General features: G+C 44.2%; 19 protein-coding genes. 5 read left to right on the top strand and 14 right to left on the bottom strand.

The annotated features are described in order from the left end of the window. The first annotated feature begins 51 nt into the window (after window positions 1-51). Complete coding sequence (miaE, locus tag G9Q97_RS11195; RefSeq protein WP_166146860.1) at window positions 52-639, top strand: tRNA-(ms[2]io[6]A)-hydroxylase; 588 nt, start codon at window positions 52-54, stop codon at window positions 637-639. On the opposite strand, the gene G9Q97_RS11190 is transcribed toward miaE, so the two are convergent. The 6 genes from G9Q97_RS11190 to G9Q97_RS11165 all read right to left on the bottom strand — a co-directional run bounded on the left by G9Q97_RS11190 (window position 636) and on the right by G9Q97_RS11165 (window position 9,126). Then, window positions 636-1,673 carry a 3-hydroxyacyl-CoA dehydrogenase family protein gene (locus G9Q97_RS11190; protein WP_166146858.1) on the bottom strand — a complete coding sequence of 346 codons (1,038 nt, stop codon included), beginning with the start codon at window positions 1,671-1,673 and terminating at the stop codon, window positions 636-638. The genes miaE and G9Q97_RS11190 overlap by 4 nt on opposite strands. Before the next feature lie 67 nt (window positions 1,674-1,740). Then, window positions 1,741-2,817 carry a Gfo/Idh/MocA family protein gene (locus G9Q97_RS11185; protein WP_166146857.1) on the bottom strand — a complete coding sequence of 359 codons (1,077 nt, stop codon included), beginning with the start codon at window positions 2,815-2,817 and terminating at the stop codon, window positions 1,741-1,743. Between the two features lie 199 nt (window positions 2,818-3,016). Further along, entirely contained in the window at window positions 3,017-6,121 is a 3,105-nt protein-coding gene (locus G9Q97_RS11180) for a PVC-type heme-binding CxxCH protein (protein WP_166146855.1), read from the bottom strand. Window positions 6,122-6,128: 7 nt separating this feature from the next. Further along, window positions 6,129-7,022 (bottom strand): phytanoyl-CoA dioxygenase family protein, encoded by an 894-nt coding sequence (locus tag G9Q97_RS11175; RefSeq protein WP_166146853.1) that lies wholly within the window; start codon window positions 7,020-7,022, stop codon window positions 6,129-6,131. Between the two features lie 14 nt (window positions 7,023-7,036). Continuing rightward, entirely contained in the window at window positions 7,037-7,798 is a 762-nt protein-coding gene (locus G9Q97_RS11170; protein ID WP_166146851.1) for a 3-keto-disaccharide hydrolase, read from the bottom strand. Between the two features lie 29 nt (window positions 7,799-7,827). After that, a complete protein-coding gene (locus G9Q97_RS11165) occupies window positions 7,828-9,126 on the bottom strand; it encodes a Gfo/Idh/MocA family protein (RefSeq protein ID WP_166146849.1) in 1,299 nt (432 codons plus the stop codon). A gap of 187 nt (window positions 9,127-9,313) precedes the next feature. On the opposite strand from G9Q97_RS11165, the gene G9Q97_RS11160 reads away from it, so the two are divergent. After that, entirely contained in the window at window positions 9,314-12,193 is a 2,880-nt protein-coding gene (locus G9Q97_RS11160) for an FAD-binding and (Fe-S)-binding domain-containing protein (RefSeq protein WP_166146847.1), read from the top strand. Window positions 12,194-12,279: 86 nt separating this feature from the next. After that, window positions 12,280-13,731: a Gfo/Idh/MocA family protein gene (locus tag G9Q97_RS11155; protein WP_246255608.1), complete on the top strand. Its 1,452-nt coding sequence runs from the start codon at window positions 12,280-12,282 to the stop codon at window positions 13,729-13,731. A 72-nt stretch (window positions 13,732-13,803) separates the two neighbouring features. Here the strand turns inward: G9Q97_RS11155 and G9Q97_RS11150 are convergent, their stop codons facing one another. The 5 genes from G9Q97_RS11150 to G9Q97_RS11130 all read right to left on the bottom strand — a co-directional run bounded on the left by G9Q97_RS11150 (window position 13,804) and on the right by G9Q97_RS11130 (window position 18,315). After that, window positions 13,804-14,676 carry an SMP-30/gluconolactonase/LRE family protein gene (locus G9Q97_RS11150; RefSeq protein ID WP_166146843.1) on the bottom strand — a complete coding sequence of 291 codons (873 nt, stop codon included), beginning with the start codon at window positions 14,674-14,676 and terminating at the stop codon, window positions 13,804-13,806. Between the two features lie 189 nt (window positions 14,677-14,865). Then, on the bottom strand, window positions 14,866-15,750 hold the full coding sequence (locus G9Q97_RS11145; protein ID WP_166146842.1) for a sugar phosphate isomerase/epimerase family protein: 885 nt from the start codon (window positions 15,748-15,750) through the stop codon (window positions 14,866-14,868). Between the two features lie 15 nt (window positions 15,751-15,765). After that, the gene (locus G9Q97_RS11140) at window positions 15,766-16,557 is read right to left on the bottom strand and encodes an SDR family NAD(P)-dependent oxidoreductase (RefSeq protein ID WP_166146840.1); all 792 of its coding nucleotides are present in this window, start codon (window positions 16,555-16,557) and stop codon (window positions 15,766-15,768) included. A 2-nt stretch (window positions 16,558-16,559) separates the two neighbouring features. Next, a complete protein-coding gene (locus tag G9Q97_RS11135; RefSeq protein WP_166146838.1) occupies window positions 16,560-17,585 on the bottom strand; it encodes a zinc-binding dehydrogenase in 1,026 nt (341 codons plus the stop codon). Between the two features lie 22 nt (window positions 17,586-17,607). Next, a complete protein-coding gene (locus G9Q97_RS11130; RefSeq protein ID WP_166146836.1) occupies window positions 17,608-18,315 on the bottom strand; it encodes an orotidine 5'-phosphate decarboxylase / HUMPS family protein in 708 nt (235 codons plus the stop codon). Window positions 18,316-18,633: 318 nt separating this feature from the next. Between G9Q97_RS11130 and G9Q97_RS11125 the strand changes: the two genes are divergently transcribed. Both G9Q97_RS11125 and G9Q97_RS11120 read left to right on the top strand, forming a co-directional pair. Further along, a complete protein-coding gene (locus tag G9Q97_RS11125) occupies window positions 18,634-18,990 on the top strand; it encodes a hypothetical protein (RefSeq protein ID WP_166146834.1) in 357 nt (118 codons plus the stop codon). Window positions 18,991-19,001: 11 nt separating this feature from the next. Next, complete coding sequence (locus G9Q97_RS11120; RefSeq protein ID WP_166146832.1) at window positions 19,002-20,147, top strand: NAD(P)/FAD-dependent oxidoreductase; 1,146 nt, start codon at window positions 19,002-19,004, stop codon at window positions 20,145-20,147. 25 nt (window positions 20,148-20,172) lie between these two features. Here the strand turns inward: G9Q97_RS11120 and G9Q97_RS11115 are convergent, their stop codons facing one another. The 3 genes from G9Q97_RS11115 to G9Q97_RS11105 are packed head-to-tail and all read right to left on the bottom strand — an operon-like array spanning window position 20,173 to window position 24,230. After that, complete coding sequence (locus G9Q97_RS11115; protein ID WP_246255606.1) at window positions 20,173-21,219, bottom strand: SMP-30/gluconolactonase/LRE family protein; 1,047 nt, start codon at window positions 21,217-21,219, stop codon at window positions 20,173-20,175. A 3-nt stretch (window positions 21,220-21,222) separates the two neighbouring features. After that, window positions 21,223-22,389 carry an aldose epimerase family protein gene (locus G9Q97_RS11110; RefSeq protein ID WP_166146830.1) on the bottom strand — a complete coding sequence of 389 codons (1,167 nt, stop codon included), beginning with the start codon at window positions 22,387-22,389 and terminating at the stop codon, window positions 21,223-21,225. Next, a complete protein-coding gene (locus G9Q97_RS11105; protein WP_166146828.1) occupies window positions 22,386-24,230 on the bottom strand; it encodes a glycoside hydrolase family 2 protein in 1,845 nt (614 codons plus the stop codon). The genes G9Q97_RS11110 and G9Q97_RS11105 overlap by 4 nt, the downstream gene beginning before the upstream one ends. Between the last annotated feature and the right edge of the window lie 128 nt (window positions 24,231-24,358).

Below are 24,358 nucleotides of genomic sequence, written 5' to 3'. Positions count from 1 at the left end.
AAGAAATACTACATTTGTTTTCTTTGATCGCAAAATTTCCATTTTCCCAATATGAAATATTCCATAGACCTTACCGTTTCCTCCTCCCAGGCCTGGCTGGATGCCGTCATGGGCGATTTTAATGCCTTTCTTCAGGACCATGCGGATTGCGAAAGAAAAGCTTCCGCTATGGCAACTTCATTGATCGCGAAATACCCTGACCGGGAAAAAATCATTCCGGACATGATCGAGACGGCCATAGAGGAACTGGAGCATTTCCAACAGGTATTTGAACTCATGCAGCAAAGAAAAGTGGCCTTGAATAAAGAAATGAAAGAGGATCCCTACATCCGGCAATTGATGCCATTAACTCATGGGGGAACACCCGAAAGCAGGTTTCTATCACGCATGCTTCTGGGATCAATAGTAGAATGCAGGGGTTGTGAAAGGTTCAGAATGATCTCTGAAGCTCAGGAAGATGAAGACTTAAAGAAATTCTACAAAAATCTATGGACCTCAGAAGCCAAACATGGGAACATTTATGTAGAACTGGCACTGGAATATTTTGATGAAAAAATCGTTTACGACCGTTTGCAAGAAATGATGGAATTCGAAGGCGGGGTAGTAAGAAACCTGCCCATCAAGCCTGCCTTACATTAATCTTTCTTATCCTGATTTCCTTTTGGTAGTCCTGAAGCTTGTAAGGCCTTTTTCTCCTCCAGCTTTTTTTGGATAATATCTGCCGGATATTTCAGGGTAAGCTCTCTGATTTCATAGGAAAACTCGTTATAAAGTTCCTGCCAGATTTTCCTTTCCTCAGGAGTATATTCATAAAATCCATGCCCGTTGAAGATGCCTTTACCTCCGGCATCTACAATCTCATTGATCACCTTACCCGGAGCCGCATCATTGTTTAGCGTAGGGAACAAGTCTTTCATTACTTCCCTGTAACTCCCTATACCGGTAAAGTCCATCCAGCGAAAAACACCCATCATGGGCAGAAAATATCCGGCTACATTTCTGCATGCCCTATCCACATCTTCCACGGTAGCAAAATCGCCGTCTACCAGGTGCATGGCCTCCCGATACATGGCATACATCAACCTGTTGGCAATAAATCCCGGAAGATCTTTTTTAACCAAAACCGTTTCCTTTTGCCATAACTCGCCCAGGTCATAAAGAAATTGTGCTTTTTCCGGATCACTATTTTCACCACATATCACTTCCAGAAAACGAGTAGTGTAGGCAGGTTCCATCCAGTGTAAACCGAAAAACCTACCGGGATTACTGACAAACTGTTGCAATGCTGTGATCGGAATGGCTGAGGTATTGGTAGTTATGAGCGTGTCTTGGCCCACAATACCATCCAGTTTTTGAAAGATTTCCGTTTTTAATTGCTTATCCTCTTTAATGGATTCAATAACGAGCTGGCTGTTTTTTAAGGCTTCTAAATCTCCTGAGACAGAAAAGTTTTTAAGATAATTCTCCGCTTTACCCTGAATCAAGCCCTTTTCAACTGCCAGTTTGAAATGATTTCTAACCCTCTGGGCACCGGATTCGAGGGCATCAGACAGTAGTTCCACGCCCACCACCGGGTGCCCTGCCATCAACATACAGGCAGCAATACTACTACCCATCAGACCAAGACCAATGATGCCTACCTGAAAATTATCAGGTTTAAACTCTTTTGACATATCTTTTATTTATAAAAGCATACTTGAAAAAAATAAGATAATTGGAAAATCAGCAGGAAACCCCGAATTACAAGGTTACCACTTTTCCAGTTCTGACAGATTCATCACATGCAAAGGCTATTCTGAGACTATTGACGGCATCTTCCATATGGTTACTCAAATCCGTATCCTCATGAATGGATTGGAGAAAATATTCCTGTTCGCGTTTACACAATGCGTTGTGGTCCGGCTCGTCCTTTAGGTCAATCCATTTATCATCATGTGCAAATTTTTCATTTTTGTCCAGTTCAGAGCGGTGAAACAATAAAGACTCTGTTTTGGTATGGGATTCGATACTGTCAGATTTCCCACTTCCTCCGGCTTCTTTGGCAACAATGGATACGGAGCCGGCAGGCCCAAAAACATCTTTGATAAAAAATGCCGTTTCACTGACCATTGGTCCCCATCCGGCTTCATACCAACCCACGGACCCATCTTCAAACCTGATCTGCAGGTTACCATAATTGTAATTACCAGCTGGAATTTCTTCCGTTAATCTTGCTCCAATTGCATATACCTGAATGGGTTTCGACCGGGTCATTTGACACATGACATCAATGTAATGCACTCCACAATCCACTATGGGACTAAGACTTTTCATCAGGTTCCGGTGCAGTGTCCACATCTTACCTTCACTTTGCTGGTTCAAATTCATGCGCATGACCAGGGGCTTGCCCAGCTTTTGACTCATCTCAATAAATTTCTCCCAGGAAGGATGGTGCCTCAAAATGTAACCTACTACCAGCTTTTTATTATTTTTCCTGGCAGCATTGACCACCCTTATGGCTCCTTCTACAGTATCGGCCAGCGGCTTTTCCACGAATACATGACATCCTCTCTCAAATGCATCAATAGCAAAAGTTTCATGTGTATCCGGATAGGTAGAAATGCTTACTGCATCAGGATGGGTAGCATCCATGGCTTTGTAATAATCATCATACAGGGCATAGCCTCCCCCTAGTTTTTCATTAAGAATTTCCTTTGTTTTCCCTCCCGATACCAGGCCTACAATCTCATAACCATCAAGTTGGTGATAAGCCAGGGCATGGGATGCTCCCATATTGCCACAGCCGACTACTAGTATTTTTATTGTTTTTCGGGTCATGCTTGATAATTTTTGTATTTCAGGTTTGTCTTTTATAGATTCAGTCCAATTTATAAAATTTTATCTTAACCAAAGGAACTTCAGGTCAATTCTTTCGTCCGGGTTAAAAAGTATTCTTTTTAACCCTTTACAAGCCTCCTGGAATCAAATTGAAACAATCATTGGTAAGAAAGTTTGAATGCAGTAGTAGCCGCTTTCATTATTCGGAGTGTTGTAAGCCATCCGGTAAAGATTCCAAATATACCATTAAATCGCTTAATTCCTGACGATCAAGCACTTCTTCCAGTCCAGCCGGCATTAGGGACTGACTGGAAGAAACTATCTCACTAATTTCATTTTCATCAATTTTCACAACGGTTTCCGGCCCCACAGCCAATGCATACCTGCCATCCTCAAATCCTTGGATAATGCCAATGTAATTCTGGTTTTTTGTCTTTACAGACATTGTTTCGTACTCTCTTGCAAAACTGGCATTTGGATAAAGAATGGCTTCTAAAATATCATGTCTGTTTCGGATTTCTCCAATATTCGTAAGGTCTGGACCAAAAACCCCTCCGGTTTCAGCCACAGCGTGGCAACTGCCGCAGGTCCCTTTACCAAAGAATATTTCTCTGCCACGTTCTACATCCCCAGGTAGTAATTCCATTGAAAGGCCTTCCAAATGTGCTAGCCTCCCTTCCTGATGTCGGGTCAAACTGTCCAGCAAAACTTTATCATTGCCTTGAAATATATCCTTTACCAGGCTTATAGAAAGCTTGTCCCAAATTGCCTTTCTTCCAAGCAAGTTTTCCTCCAGGACATACAAAAGTTCCGGGCTAGTAATTTCAGGGAGGCTCTCCAACAGGTAGTATATGTTTGAATCCGAAACCTGCGGAAGAATTTCACTCATGATCCATTCTAATCTTGATGCAGTCACATTCAGGTTTCTGATTAAGCTGGCAGATAAATGCTTTGTTGGCTGATGATCACTGGCCAAAAATTGCAGGGCTATCCATCGAAATTCTGCTTCGCTTACTTCCTGCCCATTACCAATCAGGGATTGATAAGCTTTTAATCTTAGCGCAGTATCCAGGCTATCCGATTGCGCCAAATAAAGCAACTCCTGGTTAAAATCAGGTATACCCATGCTTGCTATAAGCTTAACAATTGCTTCTTTGATCCCATTTTCACCATTACTCATTGATCGGATCAGGCTTTCCTGTAATGCCTGGGTAAAATCCTTTGGAGGATGGGTCTGAAGCAGGTTGATTAACAGTAGCTTTTTTTCTTTATCCTCGCCCTTCATTTGATTTGTCAGAAAGCCCTGTACGGATAGTTTGTTGACAAAAACAGGCCATAACTCCATCATGGTCGATTCCTTACAACTCCCACTTTCCAGGCATGCATTCAGATAAGTAAGAAAGGATTGTTCCCATTCAGGGTGATTTTTTAAAATCCAACCTGCGGTATGCTTTTCCACGCTGTCCTTTGAAATCAGGTAAGGGGCAATGTCCTTTTCTACCAATTTTTCAGATCCCTTTTGGTCCAAAGCTATCAAAGCGGCCTTATTGAACCCCTTAGCCTTTAAAATAGCTAAAAGCTGTTCCTCATTCTTCATCTCTATTAAGGCATAAATAGCCGCATGCTCGAAATAACGGTCAGAAGGAAAACTCTCCATGGCATCCAGCAGGGGCATTGTAGCCATGGGAGACCCAATTTGCCCAAGGGCGGTAGCCAGCTGCCTGGCCAGGGGTAAAGTAGGGTTATTGGTCAAAACAGCCAGCAGTTCTTCCACAGCAGTGTTCACTTCTGCCATACCCAAAACCCTTGCTGCGGCAGTTTTTACCAGTTCACTATCATCATCTAATCCCTTTATAATTTGATTCCATGCTCTGGGGTTTTGGGTCCTGAACAATAAAAAAACGGCCTTTGCCCGAACCTGCTCTTCTGGATGTTCTTCCATCATTTTAATCAGATAGGGAATGGCCATCAATGGTTCCCTGAGCATTTGTTCTCCTGCTTTTTCTGCAACTCTGATTCTGGGGTCTTCCAATAGCCCCGCCAATTGTCCCATGTTCAGGTCTTCCCAGGGGATATTTTTTCCCCAAAGGTCATCTGCTATGACTTTATCAGACAAATTTTTGACCCTGAAGATTCCACCAGCTACCTCAGGCTTTGCTGTTCTGCTCAAGGGACAACCTGCTATAAACCAGCCACCAGTATTCAGGAGCAGGAGGTTACCGTCCGGCTCCTGCAAAACATCGGTAGGGTGGAAATCTGATCGCTGGGAAGTAAGAAAATGATAACTTTCGGTATCAAAACTGGCACCCTGAACTGTCAAATTGGTCTGTACAATCCTTCCGGTATTAAACTCTGCATGAAAAAGGTCACCTTCAAAATCAGTCCCCCAGAAGGAACTCTGATACCTCATCAAACCAGAGGGAGAAACCCGGGCCATCTGATGCATGACAGGCATTAATTCACCGGTCCTGACCAGGTTGTCTTCCTGAATTACCCGATGGGATTTTGGATAAACTCCGCCTTCAACCCAGTGCATTAAGGCATCCCTGAAACCTCCCTTCGGATCTGTAAAATAAGTCATGGTACCCAGAACTTCACCTGAAGGGGTGAATGCCAGCTCAATGGCATTGTCAAATCCACCTCCGGCAAATTGCTGCAGTTGACTGCCATTGGGCAAACAGCGCCAGATCCTTGCCCCTTTCCCCTTAAAATGAACAAACTCCTTACTTAATATGTCATAACCCCTTCTGGCATCCGCCATGTATAACCATCCATCAGGCCCCATAAATGGCCCACTCAGAATGGCTGCGTTGTGGTTAAGGGTCCAGCCGGATAAAAGTACTTCCTTTTCATCTGCAACACCATCTCCATTATTATCCGTAAACTTCACCAAATCTGGCGAAGCGGTTACAATGAGGCTTCCATCCAGATAAACGGCGCCCATAGGAAAGGGCAAACTATCCGCATATATGGTCTTATGATCAAAAATACCATCCGCATCTGTGTCTTCGAGAAGCAAAATTTGAAAGTCTGGATTTGCCAGAATACTGCCTGTACTTTCCGTATCCCCACTTGATTCCATCACGAAAAGTTTTCCCTGGTCATCAAAAACGGCAAACATGGGGTATTTTACCAAACCAGGCAGGGTAGCTTCTTCAACTACAAATCCTTCCGGAACAGTAAACCCCTCCAAACTTTCCTGTTGAGGTTTCCAAAAATGAAGACTTCCCCACAGCGCAAAAATTAAAACCAATACAACAAACCAAAACCATATAGGCTTGTTTCGTTTCAGGTGAATTCCCATATTCAGTTTAAGCCTTAGGATATTCTTTTGTCCTATCAATTAAAATCGGGAAAAACTGACCTTTCAGTTGTTCTCCGGGAGAAAAAACAGGCACACCTGCCAGTAATTCTTCATGGGTATTGGATTGGGTACCGTCGGCAAAAACATTCAGAACAAAGGCCCTTCTCGATCTTTCAGATTTATTTTCGTAGGAACCATGGACCAAAAGTGGATGGTGGAAAGTACCATAACCTCTTTTCATTTCTATAGGTACAGGTTGAAATTCTTTCTTTTGGGCTTCATTGAGGTAATCCATTATACCATCCATGTCCCCCGCCAGTTCAGGTTTATCCAGCAAGCCCCAGCGGTGGCTTCCAGGTACATAATGCATGCAGCCATTTTGGGTATCCGCATCATCCAAGCCCACCCAACAGGTGAGGTGCTGCATGGGAACGGACCGGGTCCAATAAGAGTAATCCTGGTGCCAGGCCACTACTCCGCCATGCCTGGCCGGTTTACAAAACAACTGGTCATGCCAAAACCTGACGGATTTGTCTTCAAGCAGCTGGCTGGCGGCCATCACAAAAGCCGGGTTCCATAAAATATCGTGAAAACCATCCTTAATGCGCCAGTGTCCCAGTGAATGAAACAACACTGTGTTGGGATCCGTGGATTCATTGGATTTAAATTCATAAAAAAGTTCGTTCCCTGGGTGTTCAGGGTCAGTCAATGCTTCTAATTCTTCATTCAATTTATCTACCTGCCAGGTTTCCAACAGTTTGATGTGAGACAAATACCCATTTTCTTTAAAGAATTTAACCTGCTCCGGAGAAAGCCTGTATTGCTCCCATTCCTCCTGACTTTTTGGCCATTCGAAAAGATCCGTCAGCAGTTTATGAAATTCAGATAAATCTTTTGCCATTTTTAGGGTCTGGTTTATGGATTAGACAATAAGGGAGCAATCTGCTCTGCCGAAGTAACTCCCGGAGGTAATGGGGTCACAGTCAAATTCCTAAAATGTATGGGTGCTCCTTCTGACTCCAGGCAGATATAGCCCTTTTTCTGACTTGATTGCCGGATACCATTGACAAATTTCCCATTGACGGACAACTTAATGACCCCATCCACACATACAACCAAGTAAGTATTCCATTCACCCTTTCCTAAACAGCGGTTTTCTATGGATTTACTTCTTGTGCCTCTGGGATTATCGGGAATAGTCTCCACTCCTCCTACACCGAAAAGCTCCCCATGCACATAGGCAATTGGGGGTAATTCTCCATTTTCCTTTTTATTTTGGTTTACCCAATCCAGTTCCAGCATTTGTACTTCAACCCCATCCGGAAGTCGGTTTTCACCAGGTGCAGCACTGGACCAGACAAATGTGCCTGAATTGCCCCCGGCTTCCATGTGCTTCCATTCCACATACATGATGAAATTTTCATATTGCTTTTCAGATCGGATGACACCGATGGGCAAGCCTTCACAAACGAGCTCATTGCCTTCAAATCTCCAGGTATCTTCACCAGTATTGACATCATACCATTTCATGGGATTTTCTTCCTCACTTTTCCCCTGGATCAAGGCATTCAGATCTTGCTCCTTTCCAAAGTCGAATAAATAATCCTGGGCAACTACACCTGCCAAAGAAAAATAATAAAATAACAGCAGGGCACTTAAATTTTGGGCAATCCTCATAAAATACAGATCTATGTTTTGGTTATTTTTTAAACTACCTTGGTTACTCCTGGTACCGCAGCCGGAGGGACATCCACTACCAGATCCCAGCGGTAATCATCTGCAGCCGGTCCGAGTTTATTTTCGCTTTTCATGGCCTCTTCCCAGGTAATGCTCTGCCCACTATAGCCCACCATGCGTCCAAGAACAGCGAGCATGGTACTGTTGGCCATCAATTCCCCTTCATTCATGGGTTGCCCTGCACGGATGGAGGCAAAAAGCTCTTCGTGCTGGGTCTCATAGGGATTATTGAATTCACCGTCATAATCCCATCGATTGGCACCCATGGTGGCATGCACCCTTTTTCCAATGTCTACCGAAGCAAATCCCTCTGTACCTGCAATGTCCACTTTGTTGGTATTGGAACAACCTTTTTGCTGCCTGCTGAAATGAACTCCCTTGATATTGTTTTCATACTCGTATTCGATAGCAAAATGGTCATAAATGTTTCCCCATTGCTCTTCTGTCCGGGATTGTCTTCCGCCTGTTCCCGTGGCACGAATGGGTAGCCTGTCTCCCAGTGCCCAAGACATCATGTCCAAACTGTGTACCATCATTTCTACGATATAGTCCCCGGACAACCAGTCATAATAATACCAGTTTCTCAATTGGTATTCCATCTCCGTCCAGTTATCCTGCCTGGGTTTGTACCAAAGTCCTCCGCCGTTTCTGGCAGTAAATACCGTAGTCACATCCCCAATTTCGCCATCCAGGATCCGGCTAAACAAAGCCCTTTTGGGAAAGTCATACCGAAAGGTAAATCCCGACACCACGGAGAGCCCTTTTTCTTTTGCTTTTTTGGCAGTTTCCAAAACGCTCCTGACCCCCGGCGCATCCACGGCTACAGGTTTTTCACAGAAGACATGTTTGCCGGCATCTACAGCAGCTTTGAAGTGGGCAGGACGAAAAGCCGGAGGCGTGGTCAAAATCACCACATCTACTCCCGCATCCAATACTTTTTGATAAGCATCAAAACCCACAAATTTATGGGCCCCATCCACTTTAACCTGGTCCGGATTGATTTTCTTCAGGGATTGGAAAGACTCGTCCAGATAATCGGAAAAAATATCTCCCATGCAAGTCAAAACGGCGTCTTTATCTGCTTTCAGTGCCTGGGCAGCTGCTCCTGTACCGCGCCCCCCACAACCAATCAATCCAACTTTCAGTGGTTCCCTGCGTGCTGCCTGAGCATGCGGGATACTTAATCCAAAGGGCAATAAGGAACTACCTATAACTGCAGTTCCGGTTGATTTTAAAAATCCGCGGCGGTTATCTTTTTTACTATTCATGGTTTTGATATCGTTTGTGGGTGTCAAATACCCTGTATTTTGCTGAATAAGTCCCAAAATACAATATGTCTTTTCAAGTTCAAACAATTTTTATATCAAAAGGCAAATGAGTATGGATAAAAATATTTGCATTTGTTATCAATCCCCAAAAAATAATATCTTTGGATAAATTGACAATAAACCTTTCATGCAAGTACCCAAACAAAAAACCAGGCCGGATCTATCTTTTCTGGCAGCCCAATTACAGGGAGAAGTATTGACAGACGCCGGTAGCCTGGCCATGTATGCCACAGATGCGAGCATCTACCAGATCCTGCCATTGGCAGTGGTCCTTCCCAAAGACGAAAATGATGTAATTAAGACAGTATCCTGGGCAAGTGATAAAAAGCTTACTATTTTACCAAGAGGAGGAGGCACCAGCCTGGCAGGACAAACGGTAGGACAATCCATCATTCTGGATTTTTCCAAATACATGGACCAAACCCTGGAAATCAATCAGGAAGAAAAGTGGGTAAGGGTTCAACCGGGAAAGGTCAGGGATGTGCTGAACGAAGAGTTGGCACCGATGGGCTTGCATTTCCCTGTAGATCCTGCCACTTCCAGCCGGGCCAATGTAGGAGGCATGGTAGGCAACAATTCTTCCGGAACCAAGAGTATCATTTATGGCAAAACGGTAGACCATATCATCGCAGCTAAAGTGCTACTCTCCGATGGCACCCTTTTGCATTTGAAAAAAACTGACCCTGAAACTTATCAGCAAATTGCATCCCAACCTTCAAGGGAGGGAGAAATATACAGGGAATTCAAGCAAATCATTGAACAAAATAAAACCTTAATCAGGGAGAAATTTCCCAAGGTAATGCGCCGGGTAGGAGGATACAATCTGGATGAGTTTGTGAATACGGATGAATGGAATCTGGCAAAGCTGATCACAGGGAGTGAAGGAACCCTGGCAACTACACTGGAATTAACCCTAAACCTGGAACCTCTACCTAAATTTAAATCTGTCTGTGTAGTTCATTTTACAGCTGTACTGGATGCAGTAGGGGCCGTCACTCCCATTCTCAAATACAAGCCATCGGCTGTTGAAATTCTGGATAAAATTGTGGTGGATCTAAGCCGGGAAAATCTTACCACCAGCAGGCATTGCCACTTTATCTCTGGAAATCCCGATGCCATTTTGATAGTGGAATTTTACGGGGAAAGTTTGGCAGAGGTGATGGAAAGGCCCACTGCCATGGTCAAAGATTTACAGGAGCAGGGATTGGGCTATGCTTATCCCCTGTTTCCACAAGGACCGGAATATGAGGATGTCTGGGTAGTCAGGAAAAAAGGGCTGGGTTTGATGCTGGGGATCAAGGGGAAAAAGAAACCCCTCCCATTTATTGAAGATGCCGGTATTCCTACCGTACACCTGAAAGAATACATTGACCGTACCCTTCAAATTTGCAAAAAGCACGAGACGGATGTAGCCATGTACGCCCATGTCAGTGTTGGTGTCATCCATGTACGTCCTATTCTGGATTTAAGGCAGGAAGCCGATATCAACAGATTAAAGGCCATTGCGGAAGACACTTTCAATCTGGTCATGGAATATGGTGGCTCCTGGAGCGGAGAGCATGGAGATGGCTTGGTAAGGAGTGCATTCAATGAGCGTTTTTTTGGCACCGGAATTTATCAGGCTTTTGTTCAGGTGAAACAATTATTTGATCCTGAAAACCTGATGAACCCGGGAAAGATTGTCAAAGCCCAAACCATAGAACATAATTTAAGGTATGGAGCCGCCTATAAAGATCAGAAAGTAGCAACTTCCTTTCTTTACAAGACCGAGCAAAGCTTTCAGGAATCGGTACACATGTGTACAGGTGTGGGCGAATGCAGAAAATTACTGGGAGGTACCATGTGCCCCAGTTTTAAAGCTACCCGGGAAGAAGAACATTCCACCCGGGGAAGAGCCAATGCCCTGAGGATGGCCATGTCTGGTCAATTGGATGAAAAAGGGCTGGCTAGCGAAAGGCTGCAGGAAACCTTATCCCTTTGTCTGAGTTGCAAAGCCTGCAAATCCGAGTGTCCCAGCAATGTAGACATGGCAAAAATGAAAAGTGATGTCATGCAAATCTATTTTGACAAGAATGGAGCAGGGTTAAGGGATAAAATGATTAAAAATGCACCCATGATGGCCAGAAAATTTTCAGGTTTTCTGGCGGGCCTGGTCAATGTCATACAGGCTTCCTCCCTTTTCAGAAAAGGGCTGGACAAAATTGCCGGTATTGACCAGAGACGAATGCTTCCGGCTTATGCCCCTGAACCTTTTTACAAATGGTTTGAAAAGAATAACCATTTCAAGTCCGATAAGAAAGTGGTGTTATTTGCAGACACCTATTTGAATTTCCATGAACCCGCTGTGGGAAAGGCGGCTTTAAAATTACTGAATGATTGTGGCTTTGAAGTAATTCTGGCCAACGTAGGCTGCTGCCAGCGACCCAAAATCTCTCATGGCTTTCTACGGGAAGCAAAGAAAGAGGGTATGAGCACCCTGAATGGGTTACTGAAATATATGGATCAGGGCCTGGATATTGTCCTTTGTGAGCCCAGTTGTGCTTCCGCTTTAAACGATGATTTTCCAGATTTGCTGGAGGATGACATTCTGGTGAAAAAATTGAAAAAACAGGTGATGATGATTGACCTTTTTCTGGCCAGGGAAATGGACAAGGGAAACCTACCTATAAAACTGAAGGCTAAATCTGATCAATTGTGGGTGCACGGACACTGCCACCAAAAAGCACTTTACGGTACGCAAGCCATGAAAAAAACATTGCTTGATCCGGAATCCTATTCAGAAATCCCTTCCGGATGCTGTGGAATGGCCGGATCTTTTGGCTATGAAAAGGAGCATTATGAATTATCAGAGAAAATAGGCCAGGAAATTCTATTTCCGGCAATAACACAATCCCCTTCTGATGCTACTCTGGCCGCTTGCGGTTTTAGCTGCCGACACCAGATCGAACATTTCACAGGTCGCAAAGCCAAACATTGGGTAGAATGTGTGAAAGTGGTCCTTGATTGATCAGCAACACACTTGATAATATGTTTAATTAACAAAGGAGCAATAACCAATATCCCCAAATGGAGAATAAAAACAGAAGAAATTTCATGAAAAAGAGTATTCTGGGTGCAACCGGAATTTACATCGTACCTTCCCATGTGGTGAGTGGATTGGGTCATGTTCCTCCCAGCGATAAACTCAACATCGCCGGAATAGGGGTTGGCGGAAAGGGAAGACCCAATCTGAATGCCATGAAATCAGAAAACGTGGTGGCACTGTGTGATGTGGACTGGGATTATGCAAAGCCTTGTTTTGAGGATTTCCCTAAAGCCCATAAGTTTCAAGACTGGAGGGAAATGTTTGATACCGTGGGAAAGGATATAGATGCTGTGATGATAGCAACCCCGGACCATACCCATGCGCTGATTGCAGCTACGGCATTACAACTGGACAAACATGTGTATTGCCAAAAACCACTTACCCATTCCATTTATGAATCCAGGTTGCTTACCAAACTTGCCAGTGAACACAAGGTGGCTACCCAAATGGGCAATCAGGGCAATTCAGGAATTGATGCCAAAGAGGTGATAGAATGGATACAAAATGGTGAAATTGGAGAGGTCAGAGAGGTGCATGCCTGGACCGACAGGCCCATTTGGCCACAGGGTTTGGAAAGGCCGCAAACAAAAATGTCTATTCCCAAAACCCTGAATTGGGACCTGTTCCTTGGGCCAGCACCTTATCGGCCATACCATGAGATATACACACCATGGAACTGGAGAGGTTGGTGGGATTTTGGAACCGGAGCTTTTGGTGACATGGCCTGCCATGTACTGGATCCGGTCTATGCAGCCCTGAATTTGGGTTACCCTACGGAGATTGAAGGTACTTCTTCTCCCATAAATACAGAAAGTGCTCCCCAATCCGAACAAGTCAAGTTTCATTTTGCAGAAAGAAAACCATTGGAAAAAGTAAATTTACCGGAAGTGGATGTGTACTGGTATGACGGAGGATTACTCCCCTACCGACCGGAAGGTTTACCTGAGGGCATTGACCTCATGGCAGATGGACTGGGAGGCTGCATATTTGTCGGTAGTAAAGATACCTTGTATTGTGGGTCCGGAGGTGTTGGTAGAAGATTGCTATCGGGCAGAGAACCAAAAGTAACTCCCTGGCTCCGGAGGATTCCCTCTGCCAAAGGCTACAAAGACGGTCCACATGAACAGGATTGGATTCGGGCCTGTAAAGAAGCTCCTGAAAACCGGACCGAATCCACAGCCAATTTTGCCTATTCAGGACCATTCAACGAAATGGTGCTTTTAGGTGTTTTGGCCATCAGACTGCAAAGCTTGCACAAAACCCTCGCATGGGATGGGACGAATATGCGATTTACCAATATCACCCCCGAGGACCAGCTCAGGGTAAAGCAATCAGACGGATTCACCCGGGTAAACGGCAAACCTCGGTTTAACAGTCAATTTGTTGATCTGAATGCAGAAGAGGCCATTCAGGAATATATCCGGCACCGGTACAGGGAAGGCTGGTTTTTGCCTGGATAAGATAAAATAACATGAAATGATATAATTTAGGCTAATGGTGTGCCGTAATATTAAACCAAATACCACTAAAGACTAAAAGCCTGCTTCAAAAACCTCTGCCCCCCTTACCGGCATCTTGCATAAAAACACGCCTCCACTCTGTGGGTATTTCTGAATCATATCGTCAGACAAGTTTTCCCTTGCCGTGGTAATTAGCAATTCATTATTCTCAGGTCCTACAAAGGCACATGAGGTAACATGTGGCGCGGCAACATCTATCTTGTCCAATTGCATCCCTGTTTTGGGATCCCATTGGTATACACCAAATCCACCATAATGCGCTACCCATAACTTACCGTTTTGGTCCATACACATGCCATCGGGTGTGCCCATTTCTTCCGGAATACTCACCGCAATCTCCTTAAAACTAATAAATCCTGTTTCTATATCGAAATCAAATGCCTGGATTTTCCGGGTGGGGCTGTCGATGTAATACATGGTCTTCTGATCCAGTGACCAACAAATTCCATTCGAAATGGTCACCAAATCGATTTTTTTCTTCACCTTAAGATCCAGGTCCATGCAATACAATGCACCTGCATTTTGGGTAAATTTGGTGCTCATTGTTCCAGCCCATAATCTGCCTTTTGCATCACAGGAGCCATCATTGAATCGGTTTTCCGGTCGTTCTTCCTCCACTTCAGCAAGCCAGCTCAAATCGGAAGTTTCAGGATCAAATCTGGCCAGTTTGGCATCCAATGCCAGCACCAATTTCCTGTTTTGGCCAGGCACTACTAATGAAAGCCGATGGGGGAATTCCCATTTTTTACTGTCTTTTTTTACTGGATCAAACTTGTACAAATGACCCTTTTCTATATCCACCCACATATAACATTGTTGCCCTTTATGCCAGGTGGGACTTTCCGCCAGGATACATTGGGCATCAACTAACAAATCTGCTTTCATAATTACTTCAATTTAATCTTTACAAAACGGGTTGCTTTCTTCCTGATTATCAGGCCCAGGCAAGACAAACATGCCAGTGCCTGGCTTGAATAATATCTGGCTATTGAAACCCATTTTAGCATGCTTAATGTCCCATTTAGCCGTTTCTCAAAGTACTAAAATTGGTCTGAAATGAAAAGAAACCATTGATCAAGGCCAATATCTGGCTATTTTATTCTTTAGAAATAAAACACTTCTTTCCAGTTGATCCATTCCATCCACCCCATCTTCTATACTGATCCATCCATCAAATCCAACACTTTTCAATTCTGTGAATATGGCATCATAATCATTCAATCCTTTTCCGATTTCTCCGTGACTCAACCTTTTGGCATAGCCAACAGCACCTCCTTCTTCTTTTTGAAGGTCTTCTATGGTGCCGTATTTGAGGTACCGGTCACTGGCATGCATGCTTACCACCCTGTGGGAGACTTTTGCCAGCAATTCCAAGGGGTCTTCTCCTGCCAAAAAGGTATTACTGGGATCGTAATTTACACCAAAGTTGGGATGCTGGATGCTGTCTACAAGTTGACAAAAAACATCCATTTTCTGGGCAAATTCCGGATACTCCCAGAAGTCATCTTTGTAGTGGTTTTCCAGAATCAGAGTAATTCCCCTCTCCTCTGCATAAGGAATACAGGCCATGATAGATTCAGAAGCAAGTTTAACACCCTCATTGATGCTCAGTTCCGGCCTTTTTTGCCCCGAAAGTACCCTGCAATAACTGCCGCCAAGAGTATGGGTCATGTCAATCCAGTTTTTTTGTTTTTGGATTTCATTTTCCCGGAATTCCCGGTCAGGATGTGTAAAATCAGGGGAACAACACATCATAGGTATCACTTTACCTGTATCTTCCACCATTTTCCTGAATTTCGGCCAATTGGATTGATCCTCCATTTCCAGAAAACCTGCATACCACTCCAGGCCATCAATGTCCAGTTTGGCTGCCAGGCGGATCCATTCCTCAACTTTCATGGTACCATCCTTACACAGGGCCTGCATATAGGCTTTTGGGAATGCTGCTAATTTGGGCATATATTTTTCGTTTGTTTATTTGATTGTACTTGTATCTTTTGGTGCATTCCTTCCTATCAGGGGATACTGCTCCAATTCCATTACCTGACCACTGACAGGGCCGCATTCATCTGATAGCCAGAAAACGGCTCCCGCAGCTATTTCTTCCGGGGCAATGATCCTTCCGGCTGGGGCATACATTCCGGGTAAACTCTCGTACCAATTATCGGAAAGACCGTGACCTTTCTTTCTTTCTTTCTCCGTTTCTGTCAACACCCATCCCGGGTTGATCTGATTGACCCTGACCCCATGGTCCCGAAACAGGCTATCTCCAAGATTTCTGGTCATGGTCATCAATGCTCCCTTTGACATGCTGTAGGCCAATAAATTGGGTTCCCCACTCCAGGCATTGACAGAACCAATGTTAAGCACATTGCCTTTATTGCTTTCCAAATCAGGTAAGGCTGCTTTGATCAGTAAAAAAGGAGCAATGGAATTGATGGTCAGAACCTTTTGTAAAAAGGATTTATCAACGGACTGAAAATCAGAAGACACCACCCAGGCGGCATTGTTTACCACAGCGTCCAGTCTTCCAAAAGTTTTTTTGGCCAGACCTATCAGCCTGTCCGCGCAGCCCTCTTCCTGGAGGTCCTCCACATGTAAAACCGCCTGATGTTTTCCGATGGTATGGACCACTGCCTCTCCCCAGTCTTTTTCCAAACCATGAACTACAACTTTTGCACCTTCCTGGGCACAACGAATGGCAATAGCCTTTCCTATTCCGGTAGTACTGCCGGTTACGATGATAACTTTTCCTTTCAATCTCATTTTTAAACCGGTTTGAGTACACTTTTTACCACTTCACCGTGGTGCATTTTTTCAAAGGCCTCCAACCAGGAAGTTACCGGCCAGATGCCTCCGATTATGGGTTTTACATCCAACATACCAGAACCCATCATGCCAATTACCTTTTCCCATATGGGCCAGTTATGGCTAAAACTTCCCTGGAGCCGGACATTCTTCTGCACTATAGGGTCCAAAGAAAAGTTACAGGGTTGGGGGCCCCAGCCTACTTTTGTGATTTGCCCATTGGGTCTTACCAGATTCATGGCAATTTTCAGGGTGGCACTGGCACCAGCGGCATCTACTATCAGATCTGCTCCCAGACCATCCCTGGATTTAGCCCAATCTGTGGCATCTCCAATGATCCCCTCGCAGCCATATCCTTTGGCAATTTCCAATCTGCCTTTGTCTGCTTCCAGTCCAAGAACCGCTACTTCTGCCCCGTTAAGTTTCGCCATTACAGCACATAGCATTCCTATGGTTCCCGGACCTATCACCAGTACCCGATCACCAGGCTTGATGGCTGAATTCATGACCACGGCATTGTAAGCCACGCAACAAGGCTCTGTCAAACAAGCCTCTTCAAATGGAACCTGGTCCGGAACATGGTGAAGGCAACGTGCCGGAACTTTCACATACCGGGTCATGGCCCCATTAACTCCATATCCAAAGCCCTTTCGGGTGGGGTCCAAATTATACAGTCCTACCCTGCTCATGGGGTTCATGGGGTCGATCACGGCTGCGGTTTCACTTACCACACGATCCCCGGTATTCCATCCATCCACCCCGGGTCCAACTTCCAAAATTTTTCCCCCAAACTCGTGCCCAAGAACTACAGGATAATTTACCGGCCAGCTATGATCAGCTGTCCATTGGTGCAGATCACTGCCACAAACACCGACATTGGCCACTTCCAGCAAAACTTCCCCATTGCTTATCTCCGGCTTTTCAATTTCTCTCACTTCCACGGAACCTTTGGTCTCCGCATAATTAACTACAGCTGCTGATTTCATTGATATAAGGTTTTTTTAAAAGTTATTTCTGTTTAATAGCCACATCCCCATGTGCATGCACAGCCGCACAGATTTTTCTGAGAGAAGCTTCCAGGTCTCCATCGGCAGTTTTAAAGGCATCCGCATCAATGGTCAATGGTGCCCCAAGTACCACTAATGGAGCTCCAAAGCCAGGTGTAGAGATGGCTTGCTCCAAACTCAATCCACCAACAGCCTGTACTGGAATACTTACTGCGTCAACAATTTCCTTCAGTTGGTCCAGTGGGCTGGGCATGCGTTTTCCCTGTGCAGCGATCCCTCTCCTTTCATCATACCCAATGTGGTGAACAATAAAATCGCAGCCCAGGTCCTCCAGAAATCTGGCCCCCTGAACCATATCCGGACAGCCCAAATTATCCCCCATTACTTTTATACCATGGTCTTTACCTGCCTGTACCACACATTTGATGGTCTCCTCATGGGCTCTTGCCATCACAACTACATGGGTTGCTCCGGCCCTGGCCATCATTTCTGCTTCCAGATACCCTCCATCCATGGTTTTCAGGTCTGCAACTATAGGGGTGTCTGGAAAAGCTTCTCTCAACTTGCGCACGCCGTGCAAGCCTTCGGCAAGGATCAATGGTGTCCCTGCCTCCAACCAGTCCACACCGGCACGCATGGCCAGTGCTGCAGTTTCCAGAGCTTCATCAATATTGGTTAAATCCAGACTGATTTGAACAATTGGTTTCATTCTTTATGGTTAATTTTAAAGGTTATAGATTTATTATTATTGAATTGCGACCAAAGAATTTTTGAATTAGCATACTATATTACAGCAATTTTCAGGAGGAATGGGTAATAAAAAATAAATGAAAATGAAGCAAAGGCCGTGGGTATGCATGAATGTTTGGGGGTTGACTTTTTAAATCAATGCTGAAAGAAATCAATTTAATTAATTATTTTTAAATCTCCTTAGGTTTCACGTATGAATACATGGATTATTCACAAATGGACTATTGGGTTTATACCTGAATAAACAGGTAGGGAAAATTTATAAATAATTTTAAGCATGCAGGAAAATTGGGTTTTAAGTTGGGAAGAACCAATTTCGGAAAAGGAATTTAAAAATGCGCTACCTCTTATTTTCGAACAAAAAAGGAAGGAATTGGCCATTTTTCTAAGTCTTTATACTAAAACAGAGGGAGCTATAGCAGAAAATATCAGGCTGCTATCCTGGGAAGCCTCTGTTTCTATAATTAAGGGCTCATTGTGGCTGGGATTTAATAAGGTTTTTTATAATGCCTGTCTGAATATAAATGAAACAGATCAAGACAAAATGAAAATCGATTATGAAGCCAATTCACCTGTCACCAAAATCATTTTATCCGGCCCCTATATTCCTGAAAGAGAACCTGACGATATTTAATTTTTAAATGCATGAATTCATTTGATATAGCCATCATTGGCGGGGGTCCGGCTGGAGCCATGGCTGCCTACATAGCCGCTTCCCGGAATATGAAAGTATTGATCATCGAAAAGGAAATGCTGCCCCGTTATAAAACCTGTGGTGGCGGACTGGTATTTCGTGGCAGAAACCGCCTGCCTTTTGACATCTCCTCTTTGATACAAAGGGAATTCCATGAGCTTGAAGTATATTTCGAAAATTCCACACATTATTTCTCTACCAAAAGAACCGAACCTATTATCAGCATGGTGATGAGGGACGGATTTGATGCGTTGCTGGTGGATCAAGCAAGGGAAAAGGGTGCGCAAATTATGGATAAAACCCAATTAAATGGGTTAGTTCCAGTAGAAAATGGTCTTATCCTGCAAACTTCAGCCGGTAACATTCAATGCCGCTACCTGATAGCTGCAGATGGTGCACTAAGTCCTACGGCAAAAATGGCAGGCTGGGGGGAAAGCAGAAAGCTTATCCCGGCTTTGGAATATGAAGTCACTGTAGGCAAGGCGGACTTCGAAAGGTTGTCCAAAAAGGTGAGATTTGACGTGGATGCAGTTCCACATGGATATGCCTGGTGTTTTCCAAAAGAGAATCATTTGTCCATTGGAGTTGGTTGCCTGAAAAAGCAAAAAATAAATCTGAAAGCTTTATACCAGGATTACCTGGAAAAATTAGGTATAAAGGAAATATTATCCGCTTCCGCCCACGGTTTTCAAATTCCAATTAGTCCCCGCAAGGAAGGGTTTTCAAAAGGCCCGGTTTTTCTTGCAGGTGATGCTGCCGGTTTTGCAGACCCTCTGACTGCAGAAGGGATATCTAATGCCCTGTATTCAGGAGAATTGGTAGCTTCAGCAATCGCCGAGAATTTTGAGCATGTTCAAATCGCCAACCTGGCTTACCAGAAAAAACTGGAGGAAAAACTTTTACCTGAGTTGAAAACGTCGGCTATCATGGGCTGGGTCTTTTATACCCAACCCTCCCTGAGAAATCTGCTGATTCAGAAATATGGTCAAAAAGGCTGCGAATTGTTGACTGATATCTTTATGGGTAAAAAACCTTTTCCTGACAAGATCAAGAATAGGCTGAAAGAAATAATACCTATGCTCAAATTCACTGGGTAAAAGCTTCCGGCAAACTTCCCTCTTGTCAAAGCAAGGGTATCATCACCACAAAGCTGTCAGCTGTCACAAACAAAACATCCTCTTCTTTATTTAAGGCTACATTGGATACCAATTCTCCCACCTTCAACCTTCCCAAAAATTTCCCGGAAGGATTGAAAACCCATATTCCACCGGGTCCAGTGGCAAAAACGACTCCATCGCTCCTTATCTTTAAGCCATCCGGAAGTCCAGGTTCTCCCTGCACCAGCTGACTGGCATCCTGATAAATTCGGCCATTGGATAAGGTACCACCATTATCCAGGCTATAAATGTACCAATAAGGTTTTTTCGGATCGGAATTAGCTATAATCAACTCTTTTTCACCGGGTAAAAAGGCAAGACCATTTGGTCTGCTGAGGCTATCCAAAAGCAGGTCCAGGGTACCATCACGGCTGAAACGGTATACCCCCTGAAAAGGAATAGATTTTGCCGGATCCTCCATATTGAATTCCAAACCATATGGCGGATCTGTAAAATAAAGGTTCCCTTCCCTGTCATAAACCGCATCATTGGGACTGTTAAATGGTTTTCCTTCATATTCACTCACGATTGTTTCAAAATTGGGTTCCGGATCAGACAAGGGTGCTAGCATTCTGGCGAGCCGCCTGTCCCCATGCTGACAAAGAACAAGTTTACCAGCAGGATCCAGCAAGAGTCCATTGGATCCCAATTCCCCTCCACGGGAGACAGTTCCGGTAAAACCAGCAGGTTCCAGGTAAACTTTGGATTCTCCTCCCTCCTTCCAATAATGAATTTTATTGGCGGGTATTTCAGAAAATAAAAGCATTTCCTCCTCTTCCAGCCACAAGGGACCTTCAGTCCAGGAAAAACCACTTCCAATGATAGTAGCTTTGGCTGAAGAATGGATGATTTCTTCCAATGCCTTATCCGCCACATCAATAGTCAAGGGCAGATAGTTTCCAATGGAATCGGGATCACTATTTTCCAGATGGCTTTTGCTACCGGATTTTTCGGTCGAACATGCCGCCATTACCAGGAGGGCCGGAATAAGGAAATGGTTGAGTTTTAACATCACTTACTCAGTTACAGAAAACTTATACACACATTCATGGGCGTAAGTTTCACCGGGTCTCAAGGTTACTGAAGGAAACTGAGGCTGATTGGGAGAATCCGGAAAATGTTGGGTTTCCAGACAAATAGCTCCCCGTTTGCCATAGGTTTTGTCCCCTTTTGAAGGAGATGTTCCATCCATAAAATTCCCCGTATACACCTGAATACCAGGCTGATCGGTAAATACTTCCATTTTTCGGCCATTTTCAGGTACCCAAACGGTGGCAACCAGTTTGGTACCCCTGTTACCTTCTTCCCTGTTGATTACCCAATTGTGGTCGTATCCACCCCCTTTTTGCAATTGTTCATAGTCAGCATCAATCCTTTCTCCAATTAAATGGGCTGATGTAAAGTCCATGGGAGTACCTTCCACCGGCCGCAATTCCCCTAAGGGTATCAATACCTCATTGACCGGAGTAAATTTATCTGCATTTAATTCCAACATGTGATTGCGGACATCCCCTTCACCATGCCCATTCAGGTTAAAGAAAGAGTGGTGGGTGAGGTTCACGATAGTAGGCTTATTGGTAGTAGCCTCATAGGTGATTTTAAATTCATTTTCATCGGTCAGAAAGTAATTCATATATATGGTCAGCTCTCCCGGAAAGCCTCCATGCCCATCTGCCGAAACGTATTTCATGGCCAGTTTCTGATCCGTGGCTTCAATTACATCCCAAACCACAATATGGTATCCCCCCGGCCAACCATGCAGGTTATTGGGACCGTTATTTGCCTCCAGTTCATAGATCTCACCATCCAGTGTAAATTCAGCATCCGCAATGCGGTTGCCATACCGTCCGATCGGAGCTCCATAATAGGACCCGGGATGGTTGATGTAATCTTCCAGATTATCATATCCCAGCACCACATCCTCAAAATTGCCATTTCTATCAGGAGCAAAAAGCTCTACCACCCGCGCACCAAAATTGGTAACCGTCATTTCCATACCATTTTTATTGGTGAGCCGGTACAATTTGACGGGTTTTCCATCGATGGTTTTTTCAAATTTTGATTTATCCATTGCTGTTAAAGATTGAGTTTCCTGATTTTCTTCAGATTGTTGTGTGTCTCCCGATCCACAGGCCAGCAAAAGGCCTGATAGTACCAAAGAACTTATTATTGTTGATTTCATTTCATGGGGATTTTAATGGAATATAATTCGGCATGTTTATTTTTTAAGAATGATGGCTCAAATTTAACCACCTTTCTGTCGTAAGTCATTAAACCGTTCACTTCTACCTCCACATCTGTAGTCTGGGTATAAATAGCTGAAGATAAACCTTGGAAGATAAGGGGTTTTAAATCCTTGATCAATTGGCTGTACCTGTCCTGAAGTTCGGATTTGTTTTTAAAACTTTGGTATCCCCAGTTATCTTTTTCCTGCCAGGTATGTCCCTCTACAGGCAGGCCAAGCCCTCCATATTCCCCCAAAACAATGATCTGGTCCTTACCCCAAATGGATGGGTCAGGCATCACCGGGTCAGGATAATTGTGCATATCCATAATCTGGCCTGCCTTGGTATAATTTCCTCCACTTGCCCCATCCACCAGACGGGTAGGATCCTGTCTTACGGTCCATTTGACGATTTCTTCAGTATTGAACTGTCCCCAGGCTTCATTAAATGGTACCCAAACCACGATAGAAGGAAAATTATAATTGGCATCCATAATGGCTTTCCACTCCTTCCTGAAGATGGCTTCTGATTCCGGTGTTCTCTGCTTTTCTGTACCTTTACCGAGTACCCCTGGCCTGGATTCCCATCGGTTGCCCATGTCTCCACTGGGCATATCCTGCCAGACAAGCATACCCATCTGATCACAATGGTAATACCACCTGGCCGGTTCTACTTTGACATGTTTCCGGATCATATTAAAACCCATGTCCCTGGTTTTTTGAATATCAAATAGTAAAGCCTCATCCGTGGGTGCCGTATACAGTCCATCTGGCCACCAACCCTGGTCGAGGGGGCCGTATTGAAAAAGGAATTCATTATTCAACAACATCCGCTGAATGCCTTTAGCATCCCGCTCCATGCTGATTTTCCGCAAAGCTGTATATCCAGTCACCTGATCAATTTCCTTCCGGCCTTCCATTAAGGTGACCTCTACATCATAAAGAAAAGGATTATCAGGGCTCCAAACCTGGGGACTGGAAAGGGTAAACAAGGCTTCTTCCTGATTATTCACTGTTGTTTCACCGACAAGCTCCCCTTCAGCCAACAATTTAACGGTTATTTTTTGCCCTTTTTTGAAATGAGTGATATCAGGCCTAACTTTTATTTGTTTATTGTCCAGATCAGGTGTGTTTTTGATTTCGGATATGTATTGTTCAGGAACAGCTTCAAGCCATACTGTTTGCCAGATGCCGGTCACCGGCGTATACCAAATTCCTCTTGGATCGTTAACCTGCTTGCCCCTGGGTTGAGGTCCCTCATCCGTTGGATCCCATACTCTGATGGCCAGTGATTGGGTTTTTCCTGATTTCAATGCTTCCTGGATCTCAAAAAAGAAAGGGTCGTAGCCCCCCTGGTGCTGCCCTACTGGTTGTCCGTTGACAAAAACCTCAGCTTCCCAATCAACAGCACCAAAATGAAGCAATATTTTATCCTTTCTGGTAGCCCGGGGTATTTCTATGTCCTTGAAATACCAAAGTTCATTGTCCTTTCCTACCCTATTCCCCACCCCGGATAATGCGGATTCAATGGCAAATGGAACCAGAATTTCCCCATCAAATGAGTTGGGCATGGGAGTACCTCTGTCCACTATGGCATAGTCCCACAAACCGTTTAAATTTTGCCAGGAATCCCGTTTCATTTGCGGACGGGGATACTCAGGAAGTGGATCCTCCGGATCCAAATCTTGAGCCCAGGGCGTAAGAATTTTATCTTTAACAGGTTGCCATTGGCTTTCCTGACCAATGGCTGATGAATAAATGAGGAATGTCAGAAACCAAAAGGATATGGTTTTTTTCATGGGTTCAATTATTTTTGAGTCAATTGTAATTTCAAAAATGGTCTTTTTAAAAAGAAATTAAGCGAAAATATCAAAAATTATGGAGAAAAGTATCGAAGGCTCCTCTAAAATCGATAATTTCATGCGAA

It is taken from the genome of Cyclobacterium plantarum, assembly GCF_011290685.1.
GTDB classification, from domain to species: Bacteria; Bacteroidota; Bacteroidia; order Cytophagales; family Cyclobacteriaceae; genus Cyclobacterium; species Cyclobacterium plantarum.
This window is presented reverse-complemented; position numbering and strand designations above follow the sequence as displayed.

Excerpts from the sequence above, each read along its gene's own strand:
- miaE (WP_166146860.1), top strand. The coding sequence starts at position 52 with ATGAAATATTCCATAGACCTTACCGTTTCCTCCTCCCAGGCCTGGCTG.
- G9Q97_RS11190 (WP_166146858.1), bottom strand. The coding sequence starts at position 1,673 with ATGTCAAAAGAGTTTAAACCTGATAATTTTCAGGTAGGCATCATTGGT.
- G9Q97_RS11185 (WP_166146857.1), bottom strand. The coding sequence starts at position 2,817 with ATGACCCGAAAAACAATAAAAATACTAGTAGTCGGCTGTGGCAATATG.
- G9Q97_RS11180 (WP_166146855.1), bottom strand. The coding sequence starts at position 6,121 with ATGGGAATTCACCTGAAACGAAACAAGCCTATATGGTTTTGGTTTGTT.
- G9Q97_RS11175 (WP_166146853.1), bottom strand. The coding sequence starts at position 7,022 with ATGGCAAAAGATTTATCTGAATTTCATAAACTGCTGACGGATCTTTTC.
- G9Q97_RS11170 (WP_166146851.1), bottom strand. The coding sequence starts at position 7,798 with ATGAGGATTGCCCAAAATTTAAGTGCCCTGCTGTTATTTTATTATTTT.
- G9Q97_RS11165 (WP_166146849.1), bottom strand. The coding sequence starts at position 9,126 with ATGAATAGTAAAAAAGATAACCGCCGCGGATTTTTAAAATCAACCGGA.
- G9Q97_RS11160 (WP_166146847.1), top strand. The coding sequence starts at position 9,314 with ATGCAAGTACCCAAACAAAAAACCAGGCCGGATCTATCTTTTCTGGCA.
- G9Q97_RS11155 (WP_246255608.1), top strand. The coding sequence starts at position 12,280 with ATGAAAAAGAGTATTCTGGGTGCAACCGGAATTTACATCGTACCTTCC.
- G9Q97_RS11150 (WP_166146843.1), bottom strand. The coding sequence starts at position 14,676 with ATGAAAGCAGATTTGTTAGTTGATGCCCAATGTATCCTGGCGGAAAGT.
- G9Q97_RS11145 (WP_166146842.1), bottom strand. The coding sequence starts at position 15,750 with ATGCCCAAATTAGCAGCATTCCCAAAAGCCTATATGCAGGCCCTGTGT.
- G9Q97_RS11140 (WP_166146840.1), bottom strand. The coding sequence starts at position 16,557 with ATGAGATTGAAAGGAAAAGTTATCATCGTAACCGGCAGTACTACCGGA.
- G9Q97_RS11135 (WP_166146838.1), bottom strand. The coding sequence starts at position 17,585 with ATGAAATCAGCAGCTGTAGTTAATTATGCGGAGACCAAAGGTTCCGTG.
- G9Q97_RS11130 (WP_166146836.1), bottom strand. The coding sequence starts at position 18,315 with ATGAAACCAATTGTTCAAATCAGTCTGGATTTAACCAATATTGATGAA.
- G9Q97_RS11125 (WP_166146834.1), top strand. The coding sequence starts at position 18,634 with ATGCAGGAAAATTGGGTTTTAAGTTGGGAAGAACCAATTTCGGAAAAG.
- G9Q97_RS11120 (WP_166146832.1), top strand. The coding sequence starts at position 19,002 with ATGAATTCATTTGATATAGCCATCATTGGCGGGGGTCCGGCTGGAGCC.
- G9Q97_RS11115 (WP_246255606.1), bottom strand. The coding sequence starts at position 21,219 with ATGTTAAAACTCAACCATTTCCTTATTCCGGCCCTCCTGGTAATGGCG.
- G9Q97_RS11110 (WP_166146830.1), bottom strand. The coding sequence starts at position 22,389 with ATGAAATCAACAATAATAAGTTCTTTGGTACTATCAGGCCTTTTGCTG.
- G9Q97_RS11105 (WP_166146828.1), bottom strand. The coding sequence starts at position 24,230 with ATGAAAAAAACCATATCCTTTTGGTTTCTGACATTCCTCATTTATTCA.